This window comes from Halopseudomonas sp. T1L2 (assembly GCF_055397385.1).
Map to the genome: position 1 here is coordinate 1,806,557 of NZ_AP040865.1, position 20,871 is coordinate 1,827,427.

Here is a 20,871-nt window from a genome sequence, read left to right on the forward strand (position 1 = left end):
TGTCCCCTGTTATTGATTGTGGTGGTCGGTCAGCGCGGTCGCGTGACCGGCCCAAGAATCTGCAGCGCCAGGTTGCCCTTGACCGACCCCAGCTTGCTCTTGAAGGTGGGCACGCCGTTGGCACAGAGCACCATATAGTCGGGCATCTCCACCGGAATCACATCACCTGCCTGCATGCTCAGCAGATCACGCAACTTGAGCTCGGTTTTGACCACGGTCGCGTTCAGCGGCACCTTCACACCGGTGATTTCTTCTCGCAGGGCACGCACCCAGCGCTCGTCATGCTCGTCCACATCAGACTGAACGCCCGAATCAAGGACCTCGCGCAGCGGCTCGATCATCGAATAGGGCATGGTGACATGCAGATCGCCACCGCCGCCATCGAGCTCGATATGGAAGGTTGAGACCACCACCACCTCGCTCGGACTGACAATGTTGGCCAGTGCCGGGTTTACCTCGGAGTTGACGTATTCAAAGGTGACATCGTGAACCGCCTGCCAGGCTTCCTTGAGATCCACAAACGCCTGGTCCAGCACCATGCGCACGACGCGCAGCTCAGTCGGCGTAAATTCACGCCCTTCGATCTTGGCGTGACGACCATCGCCACCAAAGAAATTGTCGACCAGCTTGAACACCAGCTTGGCGTCCAGGATGAACAGGGCCGTGCCGCGCAGCGGCTTCATCTTCACCAGATTGAGACTGGTCGGCACATACAGGGTGTGGACGTACTCGCCAAACTTCATCACCTGCACGCCGCCAACGGCCACGTCAGCGGAGCGACGCATCAGGTTGAACATGCTGATACGGGTGTAGCGGGCGAAACGCTCGTTGATCATTTCCAGCGTCGGCATACGCCCACGTACGATACGATCCTGGCTGGTCAGGTCATAACTCTTGATCGAACCGGGGTCACTGTCGAGATCGGTATCAATGGCGCCATCATCCACACCATGCAGAAGGGCGTCGATCTCATCCTGGGACAGCAGATCCTGTACGGCCATAGATGTGTCCTATTGAAGAACCATGTTGGTAAACAGCACCGATTCGATGACCGGGTTACCTACTTCCTTTTCAAGCAACGCCTTGACGGCCAGGGTCGCCTTGTCGCGCAGCGCCTGCTTGCCTTCAGGAGTCATCAGCGACTCGAAATCCTCACTGCCGAACAGCATTACCAGCTGATTGCGAATCAGCGGCAGGTGCTGGTTGAGCTTGGCCATGCCGGCGGCATCGCGACTCATCAGCACCACACTGACCTGCATGTAGCGCTGGCGACCGGACACTGCATAGTTGACGACAAAGGCTGGATCCAGCGGCTGATAAATGGCCTCCTGTTGTACCGGCTCTGCCGGCACCTCTTGCTCGGGGGCATCCTCGCCACCGAGCAGAAAGAAGGCAACGCCGCCCGCCGAGATCAGCAGAGCAAGCAGCCCGATACCGATCAGTATGAAGAGTTTCTTGCGGCTCTTTGCCGGCTTTTCCTGCACGTCGTCTTCGACAGATTCCGATTGCTTTGCCATGCCAATATTCCGTCAATTAGGCCTTTCAGCCACGGTTCATGTAGATGCATGCATCCAGCGTGCCAGTATCAGGCCAACTGTGCGCTCCAGCGCACTGCAGCAATACCGACGCGCCAGCAAAGGTCATAGGATACTGACTTGAAGGAAAAATGTCTTTGCTGCCCGGTGCGGGCCGGGCGACAGAACCGAGGCAGCCGAAGCTACCTCGATGTCAGATAACCCCGAGCGGGTGTATCAGGCGTAGTAGTCAACCAGCCGCGCGGCCGCCAGTCGGGTCTGCAGTGTGGCGACAGGATCATCGACTGGCATGTCTTCATTACCATGGGACGCAGCAGCGCCATGACTGCCGCGGCCACTGCTGCCACCCTGATCCGCCAGACCGGCGAAAGCGCTCTGGGACTGACGTCCATCCGCCGAGCCATCGGATACGTTGACGTCGACCAGCGATGCCCCCTGCTGGGTAAACATTTCCCGCAGTCGATGCATCTGCCCTTCCAGCGCATCGCGCACGCCTGCATGCTGACTGACAAACTGCACCTGGTGCTCCTGTCCACGGGTTTGAATCCGGATTTCCAGCGGCCCGAGCTCAGCCGGATCGAGCTGAATCTCAACCGACTTCACATTCTGGCTGGACATCCACATCACCTTGTTGACCACCGCCTCGCTCCAGCCGGCCTGCCCCATGGGTACACCCAGGGTCTGAGCCACGCCAGTGACCGGTCGAGCGGTCAGCGCAGACTGCCCATTGGCATGCAATTGCGCCGCCGCGGCGCTCTTGCCGGCATCAGCTGATTCAGCATCCAGGCCGCCAGCGCGCGCCGCGAGGCGTGACTCAAGCTGCTCGATAAGCTTGCCGACAGAGGCCGGCTGTTCACCGCCCACCCCCTGCAGCACACGCTGCTGCTGGGTGTCGGAGAGCACCTGACGACTACCGGCCTCAGCCTGAGCTGTGGTGCCCTCCGCCGCCCGGGTTGCCGCCTCGCGGGCAGACGCATCGGCGGACGCGCCGGCCTGAGCGTCACCCCGCAGCAGCGCGCGCAGCTGCGCAGCCAGATCGGCTCCGGACGGGCCGCGTCCTGCGCCCGCAAGCAGCGGGTCACCCGCCTCATCCTCAGCAGGAGCAGCCTGCGCCGCTGCCTCAACAGCGACAAGCGCAGCGGCAGCAGGATTGACGCTAGGCGTCAAAGCCCCGTCGCCAGCTTCAGTGTCAGCGGGAGCTTCCTGACTCGGCAGACGTGCGAGCCACTGCTGCCATTGTTCACTGATTCCCGCCAGGATGCTGTCGGAGTCATCCCCAGCCAGCCCATCGCCCGTAGCCACATCCTCTGCAGAGGCGGCGTCGGCGGCGCCGACCAGCTGCGCCAACTGCTGAAACCAGCTCTGCATGCTTTCCGGCAAATCCTTGCCGTCTGCGGCAACAAGGGCAGGCAGCGGCAGCGCCGCCTGGTCCGCGCCGGTCGCCTGAGCAAGCTGCTGCATCAGGGCATCCAGATCCTCTGGCGTCTGCTCGGCAAGAATCGCCGAAAACGCCGCCACTGCCCCGGAATCGCCTGCCTTGCTGCGACCGGAAGCAATACCGGAGACTGTGTCACGGGAAAAGTCGGCGCTGAAAAGCGCCATCAGATTCTGCCCGACCGGCATGATGTCATCTCCACCTGAAAAGGCTTGGCCAATATGTCAGGAGAGTATCTGCAAACTGCGGGCCAATATTGAAAACGTGGGAAGTAAAGACTACGCGAGCAACGGTTGCAGGCGGTCAAACGCCTGCTCAATCTCGATCAGCACGCTGGCTGCGACCTGCTGATCCCCCGCTACGCCAGCGGCTTCGGCGTCCAGACAGGCCTGTTCCAGCGCCAGGGCTCCCATGTTGCCGGCGCTGCCCTTGAAGCTGTGCGCTGCCTGACGGTAGGCATTCATGTCACCCTGAGCCAGGGCGTCGTGCAATTGACGCAAACGCTTGCCGGCATCGGCCAGAAACGTCTCCAGCAACAGCGGGTAGTCATCCTGCATCAACTCCCGCAGGCCCTGCTGCACAGTCACATCCATGTCCGGCTTGCGATCTGCCATCGCGCTGTATTCCTTTTCGATGGGGGTATGTTCAATTCTCAGTGCGGATCAGTATGCCCAAGCGACCAGTGGAAGACCACCCTGACCCGGCTGCACTGCGCGCTGAAGCTGACCTCATCGGCCAACGCGCTGATCAGCGCCAGCCCGCGCCCGGCATAGTCAGCCGAGGTATCAGGCGACGCGAAACCGGCGCCACTGTCTTCGCACTCGATGGTCAGACAACCACCCCCGGCAACAGGCTGGTGGTCCAGCCAGAAGCGAATCCAGCCATTGTCCAGCCTCTGCAGACGGGCACCGCGCTCCTGATAGTAGAACGCAAAGCCGTCGGAGTCCTGCTTCCAGGCTGACTCCAGTCGCAACAGGCCGTGTTCGAGAGCATTGCTGTAGAGCTCGCTGAGCACCGTGAACAGACTCCCGGCGCGGCTGCGCAGCCCCTGTACCGACATCAGCGTCTGCATCAGAAATGGTAACGGGTTCTGCTCGCGAATGGCTGCCGCGCGAAAGGTGTAGCTCAGCTGCCAGTCTTGCACTGTCTGGGCTGTCGCCCCAAAGGCCGCGGGCAATACCGCCTGCGCCAGCTCACGCTCTGGCATGACAACCTGTAACAGACTGATATCGTCCTCTGCACTGCCGTGGAAATGCGCCAGAGCGTCAAGCAACCCGTCAAACACCTCATCCGGCCGACCGGCATGCGCAGCGACCGCCTGCAGCACCCCATGCTCGCCAAACTGTTCGCCCGCAGCATTGCGGCATTCAATGATGCCATCGGTCCAGCACAGCAAACGCTCGCCCGGTTGCATTGCCATCACCATCGGCTCGGGATTGAAGCGCTCACGATTGGCCACCCCAAGCGGTAAATTGGAGGACGGCACCCGCTGCAGCAACGCGCCATCGCGGCCGAGAATCACCACCTCAGGCAGACCGCCGTTCCAGACTTCCACCAGCCCCTTGGCGGCGTTCAGCTCGATCAGTACTGCGCAGCAGAAGATCCCCACCGGCAGGATGCGGCCAAGCTTGCCATTAAGCTCAAGCAGAATATCCCTCAGCGCAAACCCCTTGGCGGTCATGGCATAAAACACTTCAGCCAGTGGCATCGCCCCGATCGCGGCAGAGAGCCCGTGGCCGGTAAAGTCGCCCAGCAGCAGGTGCAGCTCACCGGACGGTCGGTGCGCCGCCAGCAAAATATCGCCATTGAACATCGCGTAGGCCGATTGCAGGTAACGCAGGCAGCTGTCATTCAGTGCACCAGCGTGCGCCACCCGGTCAAACACGATTTTGGCAAGCTGCTGATCCCGCAGCAGCCCGGCATGCTGCCCGGCGATGACATCGCGCTGGCTTTGCAGGGTCTGATGCATTTCACGCATGCGTCGGAACGCGCGTATCTTGGCTTCCAGGATCACCGGGTTATAGGGCTTGGTCAAAAAGTCGTCACCGCCGGCTTCGAGACACTTCACCAGCGCACCCGTCTCCGTCAGGCTGGTGAGAAAAATGATCGGCACCAGATCCTCACCCGCATGAAGCTTGATCCTGCGGGCTGCTTCAAAGCCGTCCATGGTGGGCATCAGCGCATCAAGCAGCACAATATCGGGGGAATGCAAGGCGAACAGCTCGACGGCCTGTTGCCCATGCTCTGCCTCATGGACCTGGTGCCCAAGGCGTTCGACCAGGCGCCGCAGGATCATGCGGTCGGCAGGGTTGTCATCAGCCACCAGCACCATCAGCGGCCGGGCACCCTGATCCGGGTCTATGCCGTCAGCGCCGGTACTGGACATGATTATTCGATGCTGAACAGCTGTTCGAAGTTGGAGATACTCAGAACCTTGCGTACATCCGGGTTACAGTGAACGATACGCACATCGGCGCTGTCGCCACCAGCATGATCACGCAACAGCAGCAGCATGCCCAGCGCCGAGCTATCGATATAGTCGGTATCCTGCAGGTCAACGACATACTGCCTGGGTGTCAAGCCGCCACGTTCATAGGCGTTGCGAAAATCCTGATGGGCACTGAAGTCAAAACGCCCGTTTACGCTGATGGTCAAAACCTGGCTATCGGTGGACATTGACGCCTGAATCGACATGTTTTCTCCCTGTCAGGTCCTACGCTGGCAAACGCCAACTCAGAATTTGTTTTAGCACAGGGTCCGGCTACTGTCAGGAATTATTTGTGCGCTGCGAGTGGGCGCGCTGGGATAGCTCGTCGAGCAGCTTCTGCTCCTGCCTGTCTGCTCTGGCCTGCGCCTCTTGCCGATACTTTTCGATCAGCTTGCGCAACGCTTCGAGCCGCTGATAGCGCTGGCGCCAGTGCTCTCGCGCACGGTCGATACTCTCGCCATGCCAGCGTACGGTCTGCCGCTGCTGATCAATCGCCACCTCCATCTGCGCCATGAAGCGCTGGTAGTTCATCAACCAGTCGCGACCAACGCCCTGGGAGCCCCGCTGGCTCCAACCCTTGGCGTATTCCGAGCAGTAGTATTCCAGATCACGCAAACGAACCTCAGCCTCTTCGAACTGCTTCTGGCATTGTCCAAGCACCTTGGCTGCCTTGCGCTCCTCGTCCAGCGCCATATCCAGTACCGGCGCAAGCCGGCGAATACGCGCTTCACTCATTGCCCAGAATCTGTTCCAGGCCGGTCTGACTGTCGGTCAGCGACACGCTCTCGTGCAACCCCTGACGCAGAAAGCCCTGCATCGAAGGCATCTTTTCCATTGCCTTGTCCGTCAACGGGTCCGAGCCTGCGGCATAGGCACCCACACTGATCAGATCCCGACTTTGCTGATAACGGGCATAGAGCTGTTTGAACAGCTGCGCCTTCTGCAAATACGCCTGCGGGACAATCTGCGGCATGGCGCGACTGATCGAAGCTTCGATATCAATGGCCGGATAATGCCCCTCTTCGGCCAGGCGACGGGACAGCACCACGTGCCCATCGAGAATCGCCCGCGAGGCGTCGGCAATCGGATCCTGCTGGTCATCCCCCTCGGACAGCACCGTGTAGAACGCGGTAATTGACCCTCCGCCCTGCTCGGCATTGCCGGCGCGCTCAACCAGCTGTGGCAGCTTGGCAAACACCGAAGGCGGATAACCCTTGGTCGCCGGCGGCTCGCCAATGGCCAATGCAATCTCGCGCTGGGCCTGGGCAAAGCGGGTCAGGGAGTCCATCAGCAACAGCACGTTCTTGCCCTGATCACGAAAGTATTCAGCGATGCGGGTGCAATACATTGCAGCGCGCAACCGCATCAAGGGGGCGTCATCGGCAGGAGAGGCAACCACCACCGAGCGCGCCATGCCCTCCTCGCCGAGGATTTGTTCAATGAACTCCTTGACCTCCCGGCCCCGCTCGCCAACCAGCCCGACAATGGTGATATCGGCATCGGTGAAGCGCGTCATCATGCCCAGCAGCATACTCTTGCCGACACCGCTGCCGGCAAACAGGCCGAGACGCTGGCCACGGCCGACCGTCAGCAAGCTGTTAATGGAGCGAATGCCGACATCCAGCGTTTCTTCAATGGGGTGGCGCTTGAGCGGATTGATCGTCGGGCCGTTGATATCCACCCAGTCTTCGGCCTTGAAGTTACCCTTGCCGTCCAGCGGACGACCAATGCCATCCACTACCCGGCCCAGCATGGCAAACCCCATCGGCAGCTTGCCGCCACCGGCTGAAGGTACCACCCGAGCCCCTGGCTGCAGCCCCTCGAGACGATCAACCGGCATCAGATAAATTTTGCTGCCGGCAAAGCCCATGACCTCGGCTTCGATCTGACTCTCGCCCTGCAGCGTGTCGCTGATGACCAGACAGCGGCTGCCGACCGGCGCCTTGCAGCCCTCGGCTTCAAGGGTCAGACCCACCATACGGATCAGGCGGCCCTCGACCACCGGCTGCGCCGGCAAGTGCAGCGCCTGCTGATACCCCGACAGCCGTCGGGCGAAACTGATGCGCTGGGGCTTGCTCATTGCGGATCCGCACCACGCTCGGAAATCGGCAAATCGGCGGCGGGAGGATGCGCACGTTGCTCGCGGCGCTGCTCGTACAGCTGCGCGATCAATTGCTGCAGACGGGTTTCCAGCGTAGCGTCAACCTGGCTGTGCTCGGTTTCAATACGGCAGCCGCCGGGCATCAACTGATCGTCCTCAAGCAGACGCCAGCTCTCATCGTGACGCTCACGCAGGGCCTTGATGCTTTCGAAATCGAGGGGGTTGAGGTAAATCCGGATATTCTCGGCACCCACCGGCAGCGCCTTGAGCGCCGAACGCAGGACGTTGACCACCTGCGCCCGATCGACTTGCATTTCCCGCTGCAGCACGGCGCGCAGCATCTGCTCCAGCAGCATCAGCAGCATGTCTTCGATCTGCTCGTCCTGCTGCTTGAGCGGCGCCATCAACTGGGCCATCAGGGCGTCCAGCTCGGCAGTGCGCTTGGCCAGCACAGTCTTGGCTTCCTGCTGCGCCTTGAGCTGACCGGAATGAAAGCCGTCCTTTTCTCCGGTGGCAAAGCCTTCGTTGTAGGCTTCCTCGCGGATCTGCTCAAGCTCCTCCACGGTGAAAGGCTTGACCGCTTCCACGTCCAGCTCCTGCGGATCGGCCGCCGCTTCTGCTTCGGCTTCCGGCTTGGCCGCAGCCTCAGCCGCTCGTTCAAGTGGAATATGATGCGGCTCGGCGTCAAAGCTCGGCAGATCCCAGCGACTGAACGCTGATACATCACCACTGCGCAACAGCTCGCTTTCGTTCTTGACCTGCGACATGACACCCTACCCCGCTTGGAAAACCCGGCCAGCATACCACCGCGCGATGTGCAGGGCAGCGATTGCCGGGCTCAGATCATCTCTTCGCCACCCTTGCCGCCGAGCACAATTTCGCCGGCGTCGGCCATGCGGCGTGCAATGGTGAGAATTTCCTTCTGTGCAGCCTCGACCTCGCTGATACGGACCGGCCCCTTGGCTTCCAGGTCGTCCTGCAGCAACTCGGACGCGCGCTTGGACATATTGCGGAAGATCTTCTCCTTGATTGCCTCGTCGGCACCCTTGAGTGCGACAATCAGCACCTCGGAGGAGACCTCGCGCAGCAGCGCCTGGATGCCGCGGTCATCCACATCTGCCAGGTTATCGAACACGAACATCAGATCCTCGATCTTGGAAGACAGGTCCTCGTCGATTTCACGGATCGACTCGATCAGCTGCGACTCGGCGCTGGACTCAAGGAAGTTCATGATGTCGGCCGTGCGTTTGACACCGCCCATGGACGCGCGCGAGGTATTGGAGTTGCCGGCAAACTGCTTCTCGAGAATCTCGTTCAGTTCTTTCAGCGCCGATGGCTGCACGGTATTGAGAGCGGCCACGCGCAGGAGAATGTCCAGCCGCACCTTGTGGTCGAAATAGCCAACCACCTCAGCGGCCATATCAGGGTCAAGATAGGCCACCACAATGGCCTGAATCTGCGGATGTTCGTAGCGGATCACATCAGCAACGGCACGCGGCTCCATCCACTTCAGGCTGTCCAGACCCGAGGTGCTGCCGCCAAGCAGAATGCGGTCAACCAGGCTGTTGGCCTTGTCCTCCCCCAATGCCTGGGTAAGCATGGTGCGGATATAGGAATCGGCGCCAACGCCCAAACCGGTCTGCTCGCCCACCACCTCGATAAAGTCGCCCATGACTTCCTGAACCTGATCGCGCTGTACAGTGCGCAATCCAGCCATGGCACTGCCGACCCGCTGAACTTCCTTGGGCCCCATGTGCTTGAGAATCGCCGCCGCATCGGACTCACCGAGGCTGAGCAGGAAAATGGCCGCCTTATCCAGCTTGGACAGTTTGGCCGGGCGTTTGCTGGCGTCATCACTCATCGGCGTTAATCCACTCTTTCACGACCTGTGCCACCCGACCCGGGTCTTCGGCCAACAGGCCCTTGATCGCATTGAGCTGCTGTTCGTAGCCGGCGCCGGGCGGCGGCAACAATACCGGACCGGAGGAAGGACCGGACAGACTCACCTGATCATCACGCAGGCCGCCGTCCATGCCATCGTAACCTCCGCCTGCCAGCGCCGGATAGTTGTCACTGCCGCCCTTGCCGGCGACTGTCAGGTTCTTGAGCGCCGGGCGCAGCACCGCGAAGACCAGCACCAGAACAAACAGAATACCCAATATCTGTTTGGCAACATCCCAGAACCACGGCTGCTCCCAGAACGGGATGGCCGGCAGCGGTTCCAGTTCGGCTTCAGCAACAAACGCGCTATTGATCACGCTGACGCTGTCACCCCGGCTGGCATCATACCCCACCGCGTCCTGGACCAGGCGGGTCAAGCGCGCCATTTCCGCCTCGCTGATCGGCGTCCGGGTGACTTCCCCGGTCTGCGGATCCACCTGTGCCGGGTCGTCTACCACAACGGCAACCGAAAGACGCTTGAGACGGCCCAGCTGCTGGCGGGTATGGCTGATCTGCCGATCCAGCTCGTAATTGCGTACCGCCTGCTCGCGCTTGTCCTGCGGTACGGCGGCAACAACCGGCTGGCCGGTTACCGGGTCAATAACCTGTTCAGGCACCTGGGTGGCTCCCGGCGGCTGGTTCGACAGCGCACCCGGTACGCCCTGGGGGCCAGCATTGGCCGAACGCGCCTCGGTCACCACCTGCTCGCTGCGCAGCGCTGCATCGGGGCTGAACATTTCCGCGGTGGACTCAACTGCGCTGAAATCCACATCCGCCGACACCTCGGCCTTGTAACGTCCGGTCCCCAGCACCGGCTGGAGGATATTGTGTACCCGGCGGGTGTAGGTCTCTTCCAGGCGACGGGTGTAATCAAATTGGCGGCCGGCCACTGTCAGCTCGTTCAGCTCGCTCTGATTGGACAGCAGGTTGCCGTTCTGATCAACAACCGTGACTTCGTCCTTGCCCAGTTCGGGCACACTGGTTGCCACCAGATTGACGATGGCCATCACCTGTGCAGGCTCCAGTCGTCGACCGGCGTACATTTCCAGCAGCACGGACGCGCTGGGCTTGCGATCATCGCGAACAAACACGGTGGAGCGCGGAATGGCGATATGTACGCGCGCTGCCTTGACGTTGTAGAGGCTGGAGATGGTGCGAGCCAGCTCCCCCTCAAGACCGCGGCGGTAACGCGTGGTTTCCATGAACTGACTGGTACCAAGACCCTGCTCACGATCCAGAATCTCGAAGCCTACGTTGCCGTCGGTCGGCGAAATGCCGGCACTGGCCAGACGCAGACGTGCATCGGCCAGATCCTCGCTGCGAACCAGCAGCGCGCCGCTGTTGGGCTCGACCTTATAGTCGATACGGCTCTGCTGCAGCATTTCCACCACCTGACCCGCGTCAAAACCGTCCATGCTGTTGTAAAGCGGCCGGTACTCGGGCTCCTGCGACCACAGCACCACGGCAAACCCGATGGCCACACTGGCAGCCAGACCAACCAGCAGACCGAACTGGCGCAACATCGGCAGTTGCGACAGATTGTCCAGAAAGGTCAGTCCCATCAGCGGCTTGCGATCGGCACCGAGCGGATCACGGGTAGCTGGGGTATTGCTGCCGGCAGAATCCATTGTCATTTCCTCAGACAGTCAGGCTCATGGGAGATTAGATTGGCATTTTCATGATGTCTTCGTAGGCGGTAATCATCTTGTTACGCACCTGCGTCATCGCCTGAAAGGCAACCGATGATTTCTGCGAGGCAATCATCACCTCGGTCAGATCGATCCCCTCTACACCTCGCTCATAGCCGGTTTGCAGTTCAGACGTGGTTTTTTGCAATTCGTTGACGCGATCAACAGCCTGCTTGAGCAGATCATCGAAGCCCGGGCCGTTGACGCCGGGCTCCGCAGGCTTGACCGCCTGCGGCTTGCCCATGGCCTCCATTTGCATGGTGCGCATTTGCAGCATCAATCGATTGAATTCAACACCCTGAGTCACGCTTGCCTCCACGCCGTCCGGTTTTTTGACGGCTACAGTCGCTTTACAGGGTATTCAGCAAGTTTGATGCCAACAGTGGCCAGCCCGCCACCATATGGACAAATGCAAGGCAGCACCGGCCAGATAGCCGATGCCAGAGAGAGGACGATAATTGACGATCAGATACCGGCGAACAGGCTACCTTCGACATCCAGCCCGGCATCGCGCATCTGCGCGAGCTTGTAACGCAGGGTGCGGGGACTGATACCCAGGCGCTCGGCGGCTTCCTTGCGGCGCCCGCGCTCGGCACGCAGTACATTGATGATCATTTGAAATTCGCGCTGACGCACCCCGCTGCCCAGATCAGAGGTGTTGTCGGCGGCGGGCAATACCGGTGACGACGGCTGTACCGATTCAATCGGCGGGACTGGCGGTACCGCGCGTAGCAACGGCGTTGCACCACCGGCCTGCAGATCGAGACACAAATCCGACGGCTGAATGACACCCCCCGCCTGCAGCACGAGTGCGCGCTGCACCGCGTTGTCGAGCTCGCGGACGTTACCGGGCCAGGGATGCGCCTCCAGTGCCTTGACCGCCTGCGCCGAAAAACTGACGCTAGGCAGATTCATCTTGCTCGCGTGCTTGCTCAGCAGGCGCTCGGCAATCGGCAGAATATCCGCCGGGCGCTCGCGCAGCGCCCGCCACTGCAGCGGAAACACACCCAGGCGATAGTAGAGGTCCTCACGGAAGCGCCCGGCAGCCACCTCCGCCGGCAAGTCCCGGTTGGTGGTGGCAATGATACGGATATCCAGCCGAATCAGCTTGCGACCACCCACGCGCTCGACCTCACGCTCCTGCAGCACCCGCAACAGCTTTGCCTGCAGCGCCAGCGGCATTTCGGAAATCTCGTCCAGCAGCAGAGTGCCACCATTGGCCTGCTCGAACTTGCCCGGTTGCGCCGCTACCGCGCCGGTAAAGGCGCCCTTCTCATGCCCGAACAGGGTGGCCTCCAGCATGTTATCCGGAATAGCCGCGCAGTTAATGGCAATAAACGGCTGTTCGGCCCGCGGAGATTGCTGATGGATGTAGCGCGCGAGCACTTCCTTACCGGTCCCGGACTCACCCGAAATCAGGACAGTCGAGTCACTGCCAGCAACCCGCGCAGCCAGTTCCAGCAGCTGCACACTGGCGGGATCGACCGCAACCGGCCCCGTACCGGGGGCCCCCTCAAGGCGTCCTTGCGCATGCTGAGCAATCAGCTCCAGCAGCGCCTTGGGTGCAAAGGGCTTGACCAGATAATCAACCGCCCCTTCGCGCATGGCGCTGACCGCCTGCTGCACAGTGCCGTAGGCGGTCATCAGCAGCACCGGCAAATGCGGGTATTGCGTGCGCAGGGTGCGCAGCAGCGCATGCCCGTCCATGCCAGGCATGTTTACATCACTGACCACCATGCTCACGCTCTCTCGCCCAAGCAATGCGAGCGCAGACTCGGCATCAGCCGCCTGAAGGCAGGCATAGCCACCCAGCATCAGCGTATCGGCCAGCGCCTCGCTCAGATCAGCATCATCCTCAACCAGCAGGATACGAATATCAGGCTTGCTCATGATGGTGTTCCTTGGCTGCGGGCAATAGCCGCAGCGGCAGCAGAATCTCGGCGCTGGTTCCCCAACCGGCCTTGCTGTGCAAATGCAATGCCCCACCGTGCGCATTGACCACCGACTTCACAACCGTGACGCCAAGCCCGGTACCCTGCGGCTTGCTGGTATGAAAGGGCTCACCGATCAGTGCCAATTGCTCGGCCGTCATGCCCTGACCGGCATCCACCACACTCAGGCTCAGCTGACCTTCCATCAAGCGGGCCACCACCTTCAGCCGCGGCGCTGGCATACCCGCCTGCAGCGCATTTTCGATCAGGTTGATAACGGCGCCGACCAGCGTGTCGCGGTTGCAGCGAAGCATTGCATCCTGAGGCAGCAGGTTGACCCAGCGGCAGGTCCCGCCGCGCGCTTCAATCACGCTTTCAGCCTGGCTTTGCAGCCATTCAAAGAAAATGGACACCGGCAGCAAATCGTTGATTGGCAGATCGCCCTTGGCGAACTGCAGCATGTCACGAATCTGGTGTTCAATACTCAACAGACGCCCGTGCAGGCGGCTGGAAAACCGGGTACGGTGCTCAGTCGGCAGGTCGGCATCATTAAGATGTTCGGCATACAGCAACGCCGAGGCCAGCGGGGTTCGAATCTGATGCGCCAGCGACGCCACCATCCGCCCCAGTGCGGACAGGCGCTCATTGCGCGCCAGTTCCGACTGCAGCGCGCGGGTCTCGGTCTGATCCTGGATCAGGATCAACTGACCCGGCTCCCCCTGCAACGACCGGGTTGCCAACGAAACTCTGCGACCGCTGCGCAGTGACACCTCGTGGTAATCGTCTTCACGTGGAGCAAAGCGTTGCTGGATCAGGTCACGCCAGAGCTGCCCCTCAAGTGGCTCGCCGAGCAGCTCACGGGCCGCGGGATTGGCTTCACGCACAACGCCACGCCCGTCCAGAACGATCACGCCGCCAGGCAGCAGATTGAGTACGTTCTGCAACCGCCCGGCCAGGCGCGCCTTCTCTGCCAGCTCACGGGAACGCTGCGCCTGACTGTCAGCCAGTTGACGCTTGAGCAGAGCGACCTGCCGCTCCAGCAGCGCATGGGAAGCACCCAACTGCTCAGACATTGACTGGAAGCGCTCGAACGCATCCTGAAGCTGATCGCTGTCTGTCGTCCGATCGGAGGCCAGCACCTGACGAACGATATCGCCAAGATCATCTGCCGGGTTTTGACTGGGTTGCACGTTGGCCGCCATGGGGTATCCCCTGAATACATGAAGCACACAGGGTTCTCACAGCAAGCCTTATGCCAATATAGAAAAAGACTTAAAAATCAAAGATATAAAAAACACCAAGACCGAGAGCGTCAGTCTTCTGACGAGTCAGTACCGCGATTCAGACCGTACTTGCGCATCTTCTCAACCAGCGTGGTACGGCGAATGCGCAGGCGTTCAGCCGCACGGGCGACCACCCCGCTGCATTCGTCCAGGGCCTGCTGGATCAGCGTTTGCTCAAGACCTGCCAGGTATTCCTTGAGGTCCAGCCCCTCGGGCGGCAGGAATGCCGGGCTGTCGAGCCCGACCAGACCATTGAACGCATCGCTGCGCTCGTCTTCGGTCTCACGCAGCTGGCGCAGGTCATCCTGATCATCCTCGACATAGCGAAACTTGCGCGGCAGCTCGCCCACGCCAATCACCCCATGGGGATGCATGATCGCCATACGTTCTACCAGGTTGGCCAGCTCCCGCACGTTACCCGGCCAATCATGCTGACACAGCGACAGGATGGCCGAGGTACTGAACCGGATCGAGCCACGCTTCTCGGTCTCGAGGCGGGTAATCAGCTCGTTCAGCAGCAGCGGCAAGTCTTCGATACGCTCGCGCATGGCGGGCATATCGATGGGGAACACGTTAAGGCGGTAATAGAGGTCCTCACGGAAGGTACCCTCTTCGATCATCTGCTCCAGATTCTTGTGCGTCGCTGCAATCACCCGCACATCGGCGCTTTGCACCTTGTTGCTGCCTACACGCTCGAAGGTACGCTCCTGCAGCACCCGCAGCAGTTTCACCTGCATCGGCAGCGGCATGTCGCCTATCTCGTCAAGAAACAGGGTTCCACCCTGAGCCAGCTCGAAACGCCCGGCCCGGCTGGTAATGGCGCCGGTGAAGGCGCCCTTCTCGTGTCCGAACAGTTCGCTTTCCAGCAGCTCGGCCGGAATGGCTCCGCAGTTGACAGGCACGAACGGCGCGTCCTTACGGCGCGAATGGTAATGCAGGTTACGGGCGACCACTTCCTTGCCCGTCCCCGATTCACCCAGAATCAGTACCGTGGCCTCGGTGTCAGCCACCTGCTGCATCATCTGACGCACAGACTGAATTGAACGGCTGGTGCCGACCAGGCTGCGAAACAGGTTGGGTTCGCGCTGGCGCTGGCGGTTGCTGCTTTCCTCAAACACCTCGCGGTAGACCTGAGCGCGGTGCAAGGCATCCAGTAGATGGTTGTAACTCAGCGGCGGCTCAAACACGGCCAGCAAACGTTGTTTCAGGTGGTCAGGCCAGTGCGTGGACTGCTCGGGGTCAAGCAGAATAACCGGCAGGTTTTCATCCCACTTGTCCAGTTGGCCGAGCAGCGCGGGCAGGCCTTGGGCGTGGGCGCAATGACCGAGAATGACACAGCGGATGTGGCTTGGCGTATCGACCGCTGCGTTGACGGCCTCCTGCCAGCCTTCGCTGTCGGCAATAATGGCGTCTTCGCCCAGAAAGGACAGAATAACGCCCAGATCATGACGCCCTTGGGCAGCGTCATCAATCAATAGGATATGGCTGTTCGGCAGCATAGACGGGGAGGCTTTCCTGTTGGCAGGCAAGGATGATCGCAGCACGGTAATGGCGCTGCGCCATACTCTTTTATCATGAGGCTAAATGTAGTCAGAAATGGTAGGCGAGTCAAATAGTTGGCGCGCCATTTTCCGACTAACGCGACTCACGCCTGTCCGCCTCAGCGGAACATCTGATAGACCTTGGCGCCTTGGCGCCCGCGCTGCAAGTCCTGCAGCTCTTCGGCCAGTTTGCCTTGGACTGCCTGACACAACGCAACCACTTCGCGGTAGGTCTCGCTCAGGTCTTCCAGCACGACAGCAACCTGCTGGTCATCGCGCTGGGGGTCTTCCATCGCCTGGCGCACCTGGTCCCGACACAGCCGGTCCAGCTCGCCAACTTGCTGCCAATCTCCAGCCTTTACGGCATCGATCAGGGAACTGTGGGTATGTTGCAACTGCTCTACGGCATTGGCCATGTCTGACTCCTCACGCTTGGCGGATGCCGTCCCAACCGGCCTTCACTTCACGCAGCAAATCGGTTACTTCATCCAGCAGGGCTGGATCATTACGCAGGTTAGCCTGACTCAGGCGCTGCTGCATGAAAGCATAAAGATTATCCAGGTTGCCCGCCACTTCTCCGCCCTGCTGATGATCCAAGGCTTCACGCAGACCACCAAGAATCGCGACGGCCTTGCCGATCTGCTCCCCCTTCAGCCCAGTGTTGCCGTACTGCATCGCCCCTTTGGCCTGAGCGACGCGCTGCAATCCGCCTTCCATCAACATCTGGATCAGGCGATGAGGGTCGGCCTCACTGACCTGAGCGTTGACGTTAACGGTCTGGTATTGCTTCATTGCGGCGTAAGCATTCATCGGACAAACCCTGCTGGCAAATGGGACATGACTCATTTATCGGCACCGCAACCTAAAGCTGAAGGCCAGAAATGAAAAAACCGGCGCCAGGCCGGTTTTTCTTCAGCAGAGCGAGCAGGCGTCACGCCGGCTCGATCGCATCCCAGGCTTCCTTGATTTCAGTCAGCAGATGCTGAACCTCATCGAGTGAGCGAGGCGTATCGTCCAGTGCCACGCCGGCCAGCTTGAGTGTCATGTAGTCGTACAAAGCATCCAGATTCTCGGCAATCTCACCGCCCAAATCCTTATCCAGCGACGCCTGCAACGCCCCGATAATGCTGATGGTACTGCTCACCGCTACGCCGCGGCGCTCGGGATTGCCGGTCTCCTGGGCGTGACGCGCCAGCTTGACGCGCTCTATCGCACCGTTAAGCAACAGCTGTACAGCGCGGTACTGGGACACTTCCTGAGAAATGTTGACCTGCTTGTAAGTGTCAATGGGATTTGCCATTTATGAATCCTTTTTAACAACGCCAGGCAAGCTGGACAACTGGCTGGAGAGAAAGTCACCTGTACTGGAAAGATTTGCGACCAAGGTATCCATAGCGTTGAACTGCGCCAACAGTCGGGTTTCAAGGCTGGCGAGGCGCGTCTCCAGGCGCTCACGCTGCTCGTCAATGCCCGATAGCGTGTTTTGCAGGGCCTTGGTCCGCCCCTCGATAATGCCACCCGTCTGGGTGTAAGGCTCGAGCTTGGCATCCAGGCGCGCCATCAGGCCATTCTCACCCGCCATAAATTCGCCCAATGCCTCAAAGTTGTTGTCCAGCGCCTCATCCAGTTTGTCGCTATCAATCGCTAAAGTGCCGTCCCGCTGAGTGGTAATACCAAGCTCTGCCAGAATACGGATATCACCACTGGCCACCGCACCCATTTCATTGCGCAAGCTGGAGAGCACCGAACGTACGGAGGCATCCCCCACCAGGGCTGCCGCCAGCGGCTCGCTGTCATCACCACCCACAGCAGTTACAGAGGTGAGTGAGCCAACGGTTTTCATCAGTGCGTTATAGCCATCCACAAAGGACTGCAGCGAGCTTCGCATGCCGGCCTTATCCAGACCAACGCCCAGGCTAACGCTGGTGCCAGCATCCAGATCTTCCTGGCTTTGGGCGGCATTAAGGGTCAGAGTGACGCCATCGATGGCGTCAGACACCGAGTTGCTAGCACTGCTAATGGCCAACCCGTCGATGGACAAATTGGCATCACGCGCATAGGAAATAACGCGCGGAGCCAGCGGGTCCAGCGGGTCTACCGGGGTAGGCTCATAATCGCTAGTGGCTGGCGGCGTATAGGCCAGCACACTCAGGTCTCCAGTGTCACCGGCCTCGGTGGTCACTTGCACGCTGATGTCGTTACCGCTACCGGTATCGCTGGAACTGAGCACCAGCCGCGAGCCGCCACCGCCGTTAGGGTCGCTCACCACTGTGGCGGTGATGCCGCTATCCGCGCTCTGCGCATTAATGGCATCACGAATGCCGGCGAGACTGTTGTTGTCTTCAGTCACCGTGACATCGATAGACTTATCCCCAGCTGCGATGGTAAGGGTGCCTGTACCGATGGCGTCCGTTGCACTAGCTTGACCACGCAGCGCGATTTTGCTGCTCTTGGCCAGATTAAACACCTGAACATCGTAGTTGCCGACCGAGGCATCTTTGTCTGCGGTGACGCTAAAAATGTCAGTATTTGAGGAGGTGGCGTTGCGCTTGGCGTATAGATCGCTGCTATTGAGCTTATCCAGAACGTCTTGGAAGGTGGACAGCGCGCCACGCAAGCTGCCAAGGGCGGTAAATTTTTCGGTTGCGGCATTTTCCTGGCGGGTCAGCTGGGCGGCCTTGGGGGCGCCATCGGCCTGTACCAATGCCGATACCAGGCTGCTGATATCCATGCCCGAACCAATACCTGTAATAGCCATGATGCTTACCTCGCGACCGTTTATTGACGGTTCGCCTGCCGAAAGGAGTATTCCGGTCTAGTCAGGCAAGTTGCATGCCAGCAAAACCGGCAGCAGAGGGTCAGGCCTCTGCTTCAAACAGTACACTGCGAATCTCAGACAGGTTTTCTGCCAGTCGCAGCGCTTCTTCCGAGGGAATCTGGCGAATCACATCACCGCTACTCGCCTCGGTTACATTGATAACCATACGGCCGCTGTAATCATCCAACGCAAAATTGATGTCACGGCGTACCGTCTGAACAAAATCCTGAATATCCGACACGGCCGTTTCCAGCTTACCGCGTTCAATCTCGGCGGGCTGAGTCACGGCCTCCTGAATTTGCGTAGCCACCGCTTGCAGCCCTGTGGCCTGCTGCGGCTTGGCTACTCCCGCGTCTCCCGCTGCCGGGTTGGCTGGGCGCACTACGTCAAAAGGTTTGATAGAACCCATATCCATGGTGACTACCTCACAACGGAAAAAGCGGAGAGAGGGTTAACCTCTCTCCGCAGTATAGCCCTGTCTACCCTTAGCCCAGCAGGCTGAGGACAGCTTGCGGCAGTTGGTTAGCCTGGGCCAGCATGGCAGTACCGGCTTGCTGCATGATCTGGTTTTTGGCCAGATTGGCAGACTCGGCGGCGTAGTCGGTGTCCTGAATACGGCTACGAGCGGCAGAAGCATTTTCTGCGATATTCTGCAGATTACTGATAGTAGAGTCGAAGCGGTTCTGGACCGCACCCAGCTGCGCACGCTGACTATCAATTGTAGCGATAGCGCCGTCAATGACCGAAATTGCGTCCTGGGCTGCATCTGCTGTCAAAATATTCAGCGATTCAACACTGACCCGACTGCCAATATTGGCACCCGTAATTTCACCAACATCGGCGCTGCCATCGTCGGTAAGGCTAAAAGAGCCCGTCGAATCAAAAGTCAGCGTACCTACAGCCTGCATCGCAAAGTCTGTATCATTCAGAGTCTCCGCCGAGCTGAAAGTGCCATCCGAAAGCTGGACTTTAATAGCTAGCGTCTCGTTAGCCGCGTCCCCGTCGGCGTCATCGTCAAAATTCTCAATCTGGATATTGTCGCCATTCTTGGCGCTTACAACCAACTCTTTATCGCTATTAATCGAAGCTGACAGGCCGTTAGCTCCTGAGTCTGCATTGATCGCATCGCGGAGTGCCTCCAGATCCGTGGTCGCATCACCCGATCCAGCGATCTGAATGGTAGTCTTACTACCGCCGGCCGTGCCGATATCGAAGCTCACCGCCGCGTCGGCCGCCAAACCCAAGTCAGTACCAAAAGAGATCGCATTTTTTGCCGACGCGGTCACCCCGGTCTGGCTTGAGATCTGATTCACTTTGCCTGCCAGATCGCTTGCAGAGTCGTTGGCCGCAACATCAAAGGTCCCGGTCCCAACTGCGCCATTGACGGTCACAACACCAGCATTGTAGGCGGTCGCCGCTTTCGCGGTTGCCAAGTCTGCCGCCACAACAACCGTACCTGCAACGCTGCCATCATCGCGAGAACGGAAGGAGCCAAGAGTTTCAGTTGACGCATCGGTCAAAGTGACGCTAATGGTCTCGTTTGCTTGCGAACCGACCTGAAATGCTGCCGAACCAAAGCTACCGTCAAGAATCTTGCGCCCACCAAAAGCGGTTGTATCAGCGATCCGCGTTAATTCTTCTTTAAGCTGATTTACTTCCTGATTCAGCGCGTCGCGCTCTTGAGCTGAGTTTGAGCCGTTAGCAGACTGCAGTGCGAGGTCACGCATGCGCTGCAGAATATTAGTGGACTCCTGCAGAGCACCTTCAGCAGTCTGTGCAATGGAAATACCGTCGTTGGCGTTTTTGACCGCTACGTTCAAGCCATTGATCTGGCTGGTCAGACGATTGGAGATTTGCAGGCCGGCTGCATCGTCTTTGGCGCTGTTGATGCGCGAGCCGGAGGACAGACGCTCCAGGGAAGTGGACAGCGCGTTGGACGAGCCATTCAGGTTACGCTGAGCATTCAGGGAAGCGATGTTGCTGTTTACTGTAAGAGCCATGATGAGTACCTCGACCTAGTGATGTTTGCCTGAGCTTACGACTCGCGGGCCGGCTTTGCCCAGGCACCCATTGAGTTCGCATTCGATTACTGTATCGGCGCTTTGCGAGC

At 59.8% G+C, this 20,871-nt stretch carries 21 protein-coding genes; all 21 read right to left on the reverse strand.

Features of this window, described 5'->3' with window-relative positions; translation table 11 throughout:
- Positions 1–29 precede the first annotated feature (29 nt).
- Complete coding sequence (fliM, locus tag ACZ5WQ_RS08400; RefSeq protein WP_088273571.1) at positions 30–1,001, reverse strand: flagellar motor switch protein FliM; 972 nt, start codon at positions 999–1,001, stop codon at positions 30–32.
- 9 nt (positions 1,002–1,010) lie between these two features.
- Positions 1,011–1,517 (reverse strand): flagellar basal body-associated FliL family protein, encoded by a 507-nt coding sequence (locus ACZ5WQ_RS08405; protein ID WP_233048254.1) that lies wholly within the window; start codon positions 1,515–1,517, stop codon positions 1,011–1,013.
- A 234-nt stretch (positions 1,518–1,751) separates the two neighbouring features.
- Positions 1,752–3,158 (reverse strand): flagellar hook-length control protein FliK, encoded by a 1,407-nt coding sequence (locus ACZ5WQ_RS08410; RefSeq protein WP_285676362.1) that lies wholly within the window; start codon positions 3,156–3,158, stop codon positions 1,752–1,754.
- 90 nt (positions 3,159–3,248) lie between these two features.
- A complete protein-coding gene (locus ACZ5WQ_RS08415) occupies positions 3,249–3,584 on the reverse strand; it encodes an Hpt domain-containing protein (protein WP_228247224.1) in 336 nt (111 codons plus the stop codon).
- Between the two features lie 38 nt (positions 3,585–3,622).
- Positions 3,623–5,356, reverse strand: a complete 1,734-nt coding sequence (locus ACZ5WQ_RS08420) for a SpoIIE family protein phosphatase (RefSeq protein WP_464383565.1) — start codon at positions 5,354–5,356, stop codon at positions 3,623–3,625.
- A 2-nt stretch (positions 5,357–5,358) separates the two neighbouring features.
- Entirely contained in the window at positions 5,359–5,664 is a 306-nt protein-coding gene (locus tag ACZ5WQ_RS08425) for an STAS domain-containing protein (RefSeq protein WP_088273568.1), read from the reverse strand.
- 73 nt (positions 5,665–5,737) lie between these two features.
- Entirely contained in the window at positions 5,738–6,193 is a 456-nt protein-coding gene (fliJ, locus tag ACZ5WQ_RS08430; RefSeq protein WP_088273567.1) for a flagellar export protein FliJ, read from the reverse strand.
- On the reverse strand, positions 6,186–7,538 hold the full coding sequence (gene fliI, locus ACZ5WQ_RS08435) for a flagellar protein export ATPase FliI (protein WP_228247222.1): 1,353 nt from the start codon (positions 7,536–7,538) through the stop codon (positions 6,186–6,188). The genes fliJ and fliI overlap by 8 nt, the downstream gene beginning before the upstream one ends.
- The gene (fliH, locus tag ACZ5WQ_RS08440) at positions 7,535–8,326 is read right to left on the reverse strand and encodes a flagellar assembly protein FliH (protein ID WP_233048259.1); all 792 of its coding nucleotides are present in this window, start codon (positions 8,324–8,326) and stop codon (positions 7,535–7,537) included. Before fliH ends, fliI begins: the two co-directional genes overlap by 4 nt.
- Before the next feature lie 71 nt (positions 8,327–8,397).
- A complete protein-coding gene (gene fliG, locus ACZ5WQ_RS08445) occupies positions 8,398–9,420 on the reverse strand; it encodes a flagellar motor switch protein FliG (RefSeq protein WP_088273564.1) in 1,023 nt (340 codons plus the stop codon).
- A complete protein-coding gene (gene fliF, locus ACZ5WQ_RS08450) occupies positions 9,413–11,128 on the reverse strand; it encodes a flagellar basal-body MS-ring/collar protein FliF (RefSeq protein WP_088273563.1) in 1,716 nt (571 codons plus the stop codon). The genes fliG and fliF overlap by 8 nt, the downstream gene beginning before the upstream one ends.
- 34 nt (positions 11,129–11,162) lie before the next feature.
- A complete protein-coding gene (gene fliE / locus ACZ5WQ_RS08455) occupies positions 11,163–11,495 on the reverse strand; it encodes a flagellar hook-basal body complex protein FliE (RefSeq protein ID WP_233048261.1) in 333 nt (110 codons plus the stop codon).
- A gap of 158 nt (positions 11,496–11,653) precedes the next feature.
- Entirely contained in the window at positions 11,654–13,078 is a 1,425-nt protein-coding gene (locus ACZ5WQ_RS08460; RefSeq protein WP_464383566.1) for a sigma-54-dependent transcriptional regulator, read from the reverse strand.
- A complete protein-coding gene (locus ACZ5WQ_RS08465; protein WP_464383567.1) occupies positions 13,065–14,321 on the reverse strand; it encodes a sensor histidine kinase in 1,257 nt (418 codons plus the stop codon). The genes ACZ5WQ_RS08460 and ACZ5WQ_RS08465 overlap by 14 nt, the downstream gene beginning before the upstream one ends.
- Before the next feature lie 110 nt (positions 14,322–14,431).
- The gene (locus ACZ5WQ_RS08470) at positions 14,432–15,901 is read right to left on the reverse strand and encodes a sigma-54 dependent transcriptional regulator (RefSeq protein WP_464383568.1); all 1,470 of its coding nucleotides are present in this window, start codon (positions 15,899–15,901) and stop codon (positions 14,432–14,434) included.
- 161 nt (positions 15,902–16,062) lie between these two features.
- Positions 16,063–16,359 (reverse strand): flagellar protein FliT, encoded by a 297-nt coding sequence (locus ACZ5WQ_RS08475; RefSeq protein WP_169847211.1) that lies wholly within the window; start codon positions 16,357–16,359, stop codon positions 16,063–16,065.
- Between the two features lie 10 nt (positions 16,360–16,369).
- Positions 16,370–16,753, reverse strand: coding sequence for a flagellar export chaperone FliS (gene fliS / locus ACZ5WQ_RS08480; protein WP_464383569.1), 384 nt, complete (start codon positions 16,751–16,753; stop codon positions 16,370–16,372).
- Positions 16,754–16,874: 121 nt separating this feature from the next.
- Entirely contained in the window at positions 16,875–17,243 is a 369-nt protein-coding gene (gene fliS / locus ACZ5WQ_RS08485) for a flagellar export chaperone FliS (protein WP_464383570.1), read from the reverse strand.
- A complete protein-coding gene (fliD, locus tag ACZ5WQ_RS08490) occupies positions 17,244–18,701 on the reverse strand; it encodes a flagellar filament capping protein FliD (protein ID WP_464383571.1) in 1,458 nt (485 codons plus the stop codon).
- Between the two features lie 100 nt (positions 18,702–18,801).
- Positions 18,802–19,176: a flagellar protein FlaG gene (locus ACZ5WQ_RS08495; RefSeq protein WP_464383572.1), complete on the reverse strand. Its 375-nt coding sequence runs from the start codon at positions 19,174–19,176 to the stop codon at positions 18,802–18,804.
- A gap of 70 nt (positions 19,177–19,246) precedes the next feature.
- On the reverse strand, positions 19,247–20,761 hold the full coding sequence (locus ACZ5WQ_RS08500) for a flagellin (RefSeq protein WP_464383573.1): 1,515 nt from the start codon (positions 20,759–20,761) through the stop codon (positions 19,247–19,249).
- Positions 20,762–20,871: the final 110 nt, after the last annotated feature.